This window comes from Fibrobacter sp. UBA4309, assembly GCF_002395745.1.
Classification (GTDB): Bacteria; Fibrobacterota; Fibrobacteria; order Fibrobacterales; family Fibrobacteraceae; genus Fibrobacter.
This window is the reverse complement of record NZ_DGUN01000034.1, coordinates 15,801-21,172: the sequence shown is the minus strand read 5'-3', so window position 1 is coordinate 21,172 and position 5,372 is coordinate 15,801. Positions and strand designations below refer to the sequence as shown.

General features: G+C 56.9%; 5 protein-coding genes. 3 read left to right on the top strand and 2 right to left on the bottom strand.

The genetic code is table 11. From position 1 onward, the window contains the following. Positions 1-24: 24 nt before the first annotated feature. The 3 genes from B3M32_RS03825 to B3M32_RS03815 all read left to right on the top strand — a co-directional run bounded on the left by B3M32_RS03825 (position 25) and on the right by B3M32_RS03815 (position 3,760). The gene (locus tag B3M32_RS03825) at positions 25-1,035 is read left to right on the top strand and encodes a hypothetical protein (RefSeq protein ID WP_422653590.1); all 1,011 of its coding nucleotides are present in this window, start codon (positions 25-27) and stop codon (positions 1,033-1,035) included. Beyond that, complete coding sequence (secD, locus tag B3M32_RS03820) at positions 993-2,744, top strand: protein translocase subunit SecD (RefSeq protein ID WP_290743685.1); 1,752 nt, start codon at positions 993-995, stop codon at positions 2,742-2,744. Before B3M32_RS03825 ends, secD begins: the two co-directional genes overlap by 43 nt. An 83-nt stretch (positions 2,745-2,827) precedes the next feature. Further along, positions 2,828-3,760: a magnesium transporter CorA family protein gene (locus tag B3M32_RS03815; RefSeq protein WP_290743683.1), complete on the top strand. Its 933-nt coding sequence runs from the start codon at positions 2,828-2,830 to the stop codon at positions 3,758-3,760. A gap of 57 nt (positions 3,761-3,817) precedes the next feature. Here the strand turns inward: B3M32_RS03815 and B3M32_RS03810 are convergent, their stop codons facing one another. Together B3M32_RS03810 and B3M32_RS03805 are read right to left on the bottom strand one after the other, a co-directional pair. After that, complete coding sequence (locus B3M32_RS03810; RefSeq protein ID WP_290743681.1) at positions 3,818-4,822, bottom strand: polyprenyl synthetase family protein; 1,005 nt, start codon at positions 4,820-4,822, stop codon at positions 3,818-3,820. A 1-nt stretch (position 4,823) separates the two neighbouring features. Continuing rightward, positions 4,824-5,372: toprim domain-containing protein (locus B3M32_RS03805; protein WP_290743679.1), on the bottom strand; the 549-nt coding region annotated here is incomplete at its 5' end.

Below are 5,372 nucleotides of genomic sequence, written 5' to 3'. Positions count from 1 at the left end.
AATCCGAAACTTTCTTCCAGGTCCATCAATTTCGGCCTCGACCTCGCCGGCGGTACGAGCATTACGCTCGAAATCGACAAGTCCGGTCTCAAGGAAGACGACGATATCCAGGACATCCAGAAGCAGTCCCTCGAAATCATCCGTAACCGCGTTGACCAGTACGGTCTTTCCGAACCGCAGATTTCGCCCTCCGGCGACGACCGCATCCTGGTCGAACTTGCCGGTGTGGACGATTCTACCGCAAAGAACCTCGTGGGTTCCACCGCAAAGCTCGAATTCAAGATTCTTGCCGAAAGCGAAAAGTTCACCCAGGTCATTACGCTCATTGACCAGTACCTGACCCGCCAGACCACCGACGTGACCGCCAGCGACTCCGCCAAGGCCGATACGACGGCCAAGGACAGCACCGTCGCCGCGACGGACAGCGCCAAGCCGGCCGCCGATACCGCAAAGCAGCTCTCCGACGAAGAACTTCTGGGCGGCAAGGTCGCCGAGGCCGAAGCTCCCAAGGCCGACAGCGCCGTGGCCGACTCCGCCGACGCCATACCGGCATCCGTGGTCGGGAAGGCTCTCAGCGCCTACTACCTCTCCTTCGGTAACGGCGGTTTCATCGCCGAGGAAAGCATCGAGACGGTCAAGAAGATTTTCGAACTCGAAGCCGTGCAGAAGCTGATTCCGCGTGACGTGGCCTTCGCCTTCGGCAGTGGCCTCGAACCGGTGCAGCGCGACTCCAAGATCAAGGCCAAGCGACTCTACCTCCTTCGCCGCCGTGCCGAAATGGGCGGTGACGATATTTCCGACGCCCGCCCGTACCGCGTGGGCGATGGAACGAACGCTGGTGAAGTGGCTGTAAGCCTCCGCTTCTCCGGTATCGGCCCCAAGAAGTTCTCTGCCGTGACTGCCGNNTTGCTTTCGGTAGCGGTCTTGAAAAACTTCGCCGTGATGCAAATATCAAGGCCAAGCGTCTTTACCTCCTCAAGCGCCGTGCAGAAATGGGCGGTGACGATATCACGGATGCTCGCCCGTACCGCGTAAGCGATGGTATGAGCGCTGGTGAAGTTGCCGTGAACCTCAAGTTCGGCGGCATTGGTCCTAAGAAGTTCTCTGCTGTGACTGCTGCTAACGTCGGTAAGCAGATGGCCATCGTTCTCGATAACCAGGTCATCAGCGCTCCGGTCATTCGTGACCGTATCCCGAACGGCGAAGCCCAGATTACCGGCCTCGAAGACATGGCCGAAGCCAACCGCCTCGCTGTCGTGCTCCGCGCCGGTGCCCTCAAGGCCCCGATGAAGATTATCGAAAGCCGCAGCGTCGGTGCCACCCTCGGTGAAGAAAACATCGTCCAGGGCTTCGGTTCCGGTGCCATCGGCCTCATCCTCTGCTTGGTGTTCATGGTGGCCTACTACCGCCTGGGCGGCCTTATCGCTAGCTTCGGTATGATCATCAACACCCTGGTGACCGCCGCCGTGATGTCCGTGTTCAACGCGACCCTTACGCTCCCCGGTATCGCCGGCTTCATCCTCGTGGTGGGTATGTCGCTCGACGCGAACGTGATTATCTACGAACGTATCCGTGAAGAAATCAAGAACGGCCTGACCGCCCGCGCCGCCGTGGCCAAGGGTTACGAACGCGCCTTCAGCGCCATCTTGGACTCCAACTTGACGACGGTTCTTACTGGCCTTATCCTCTACAAGATCGGTACCGGTTCCGTGAAGGGTTTCGGTCTTACGCTGACTATCGGTATTTTGACCTCGCTCTTCTGCGCTATCACGGTGACCCGCGCCATTCTCGACTGGAAGCTCGCCAAGCGTGACGCTACGACGCTCTCTATCGGTAACGGCTTCAAGGCCATCAACGAAGCGAACCTCCAGATCATTCCGAACCGCCGTCGTTTCGGTCTCATCTCGATGATCCTGATTGTTGCCTCTATCGCCTTCATCGCCATCAAGGGCTTTGACTTCAGTATCGACTTCACCGGTGGCCAGGTCTATACGATCCAGTACCAGGATGACGCCAAGCACGAGAAGGACTTGAGCAAGGCCCTCTCCGCTGCCGGCATCTCGGGCACCAAGGTCCGTACGCTCGGCGGTACTTCCGCCAACTCCTACCAGGTGAGCATGCGCGCCTCCGACGATTCCCAGTTCGAACTCAAGATGGCCCAGGCCTTCGAGAAGGCCGGCCAGAAATGCGAAATCGTCGCCCGCGACAACGTGGGTCCGACTATCGGTAAGGAACTGCGCTTCAACGCCATCCTTTCCGTAATCCTCGCATGGCTCGGCATCTTGATCTACGTGTGGTTCCGATTCGGCAAGTTCGGTCTCGGTTTCGGTGTGGCCGCCGTGCTCGGCCTCGTGCACGATACTGTCATCACGCTCGGCTTCATCTCCGCCTTCGGCCTCTCCTTCGACGGCGCCCTGATTGCCTCGCTCCTGACGATGATTGGTTACTCCGTGAACGATACCATCGTGAACTTCGACCGTATCCGTGAAAACACCGCTATCTACGGTTCTGCGAACTTCGCTGAAACTATCAACAAGTCCCTGAACCAGTGCTTCAGCCGTACCATGGTGACCTCTCTCACGACGTTGTTCGTGTGCGTGATCCTCGCCGTGAAGGGCGGTTCCTCCATCCGCGATTTCGGCTTGGTGCAGTGCTTCGGTATCCTTATCGGTACCTACTCCTCCGTGTGCATCTGCTCTCCCGTGGTTCTGTGGTGGAGCAAGCGCTTTAAGAAGGGCGTGTAATTCACAGCAAATAAGCATTAAAAAACCTCGGTTTTACCGAGGTTTTTTCTATATTAAGGGCCGTTCGATCAAAGGGGGCACGTATGCTCAAGTATTACAAAATCGAATCCGGTCGTCTCGCAGTAGCTCCGAACGAGGATGCCGCGGACATCGTCATCATGGGCTCCCTCAGCCAGGAACAGCGCAGCGTCCTGGTCAAGGAATACGAAATTACCGAGCATACCATTGCCTCCGCATTCGACTCCGACGAACTTTCCCGTATCGAATACGACGAAGACTTCACGACCATCGTGTTCAAGAAGCCCAAGAACTATTCCGCCGAGGACAACTTCCAGTTCCGCGTGGAATCCTTCGGCATATTCATTTTCAAGGACTGGGTGCTGCTCCTGACGGACAGCGACATCCCGGTGATGGACGAGCGCCGCTTCTCGAAAATCGACAGCCTCAACACCTTCGTGCTCCGCGTCCTGAGTTTCGCGATATCGCACTTCAACGAACACTTGAAGATTATCAACCGTATCAACGACGACTTGGAGCTGCGCCTCAACACGTCGATGGAAAACAAGTACCTGCTCAGCATGTTCAGCCTGAACAAGGGCTTGATTTACTACGTGAGCGCCCTCAACAGCAACGATACGCTGTTGCGCAAGCTGCAGCTGGGGCGTAGCCTCAATTGGACCGAGGCGGAGCGGGAACTGCTGGAAGATATCCAGATCGAGAACGGCCAGAGCCTGCAACAGGCGAACATCTACGCCAACATTTTGACATCCATGATGGATGCCCGCGCGAGCGTCATCAACAACAACGTGAACCAGCTGATGAAGAACTTGACCATCGTGACGATTTCCATATCGCTCCCGACGTTCTTCGCGAGCTTGTTCGGCATGAACGTGAAGCTGCCCTTCGGCATGAACGGTGACGCGCTCACCGGCTCGGGCATGGCCTTCTGGGGCATCATCGCCGTCTGTATCCTGTCGGTGATTGTATTCCTCGCCTTTTGGATGCGGAGGAAATGACACACCGTGTCATCCTGAGCGAGCGCAGCGAGTCGAAGGATCTATTTTTGGAAGTTTTTAGTTTCCGCGGTCGCTCATGCTCGCAAACATAGCGACAATCTCTTCCGTAAACTTGTTGTTCGGGAACTTTTCCGCAATTTCGAGGGCTTTTTCCAGGTGTTCCTGGGCTTCTGCCTTGGCCTTGTCGAAGGAACCCTTCTCGCGCAGCTTTTCCAGGATTTTTTCCGGGACTCCGTCCTCAGAAGCGGTGCGCACGAGCTGGCCCATTTCTTCTTTCTCGGCATCCGAGCATTCTTCGAAATAGTACAGCAGGGGGAGCGTAATCAGCCCGTTCGAAAGGTCGGTGAACTTCGCCTTGTCCATGTTCTTCGATCCGTAGCCGTAATCGAGCAGGTCGTCGATAATCTGGAAGGCTAGGCCAAAGTGCGCGCCCATCCTGGCGCAGTCATCAACAAGTGCCTCGTTGAATCCGGCCATGATGCCACCCAGTCGGGCCGCGGCTTCGATGAGGGCTGCCGTTTTCGCGTCGATAATCTCGTTGTAGATTTCCCTGGTAAGTCCGAGTTCGCCGCAGTGGTCGAGTTCCATGATTTCGCCCACGATAAGCTTGTCTGCGGCGTCGGAGATGATGACAGGGACGTCGCGGTCCTTCTCGTTTATGACGCAGCGCATGGACTGGGAAAGCACGTAGTCGCCTACGAGGACGGCTACCTGGGTGCCCCATTCCTTGTGGGCGGTAATCTGCCCGCGTCGCAGTTCCGTACCGTCAATGATATCGTCGTGCACCAGGCTTGCCAGGTGCAACAGCTCCACGCTGGCGCAGGCATTGGCGATGCGCTCGAAATCCGGCGCTCCGTTCCCGCAGTGGGAAATCAGGCACAGCAGGGTGGAGCGGATGCGCTTGCCCTTGCGGCTGAACAGGGAGAGCAGACGTTCCGAAATGCCCGCAGGGGCGGTCTCGGCAACCTGCATGATCTTTTTTTCGGCCAAGGCGAGCTGTTCCTTGACAAGCTCGCGTGCCTGGCCCAGGACCGTCTGGAAGTCGGCTTTCGTCGGACTCATCTTAAATATCCAGGTCTTTCAGGACCTTGTAGGCGTTTGACTCGATGAACTTGCGACGCGGCTCGACGTCTTCGCCCATGAGCATGCTGAAAATCTGGTCGGCGAGGACGGCGTCTTCCACGTAGCACTGCTTGAGGAATCGCTTGGAGGGGTCCATGGTCGTCTCGTTCAACTGTTCGGGCGACATTTCGCCCAGACCCTTGAATCGGGTGATGGAGACGTTCTTCTTGTCTTCCACTTCGGCCATCACCTTGTCCTTCTCGTTTTCGTCGAACAGGTAACGTTCCTTCTGGCCCACCTTCAGCTTGTACAGCGGCGGCATGGCGAGGAAAATGTGCCCTGCGTCGATAAGCGGGCGCATATAGCGGAAGAAGAACGTGAGCAAAAGCGTCTGGATATGGGAACCGTCCACATCGGCATCGGTCATGATGATGATCTTGTTGTAGCGGAGCTTCTCGATCTTGAATTCCGTACCGATACCCGTACCGATGGCGTTCACCAGGTTCTGGATTTCTTCGGTATCGAGCACGCGGTGGAGGCTTGCCTTTTC

Excerpts from the sequence above, each read along its gene's own strand:
- secD (WP_290743685.1), top strand. The coding sequence starts at position 993 with ATGGGCGGTGACGATATCACGGATGCTCGCCCGTACCGCGTAAGCGAT.
- B3M32_RS03815 (WP_290743683.1), top strand. The coding sequence starts at position 2,828 with ATGCTCAAGTATTACAAAATCGAATCCGGTCGTCTCGCAGTAGCTCCG.
- B3M32_RS03810 (WP_290743681.1), bottom strand. The coding sequence starts at position 4,822 with ATGAGTCCGACGAAAGCCGACTTCCAGACGGTCCTGGGCCAGGCACGC.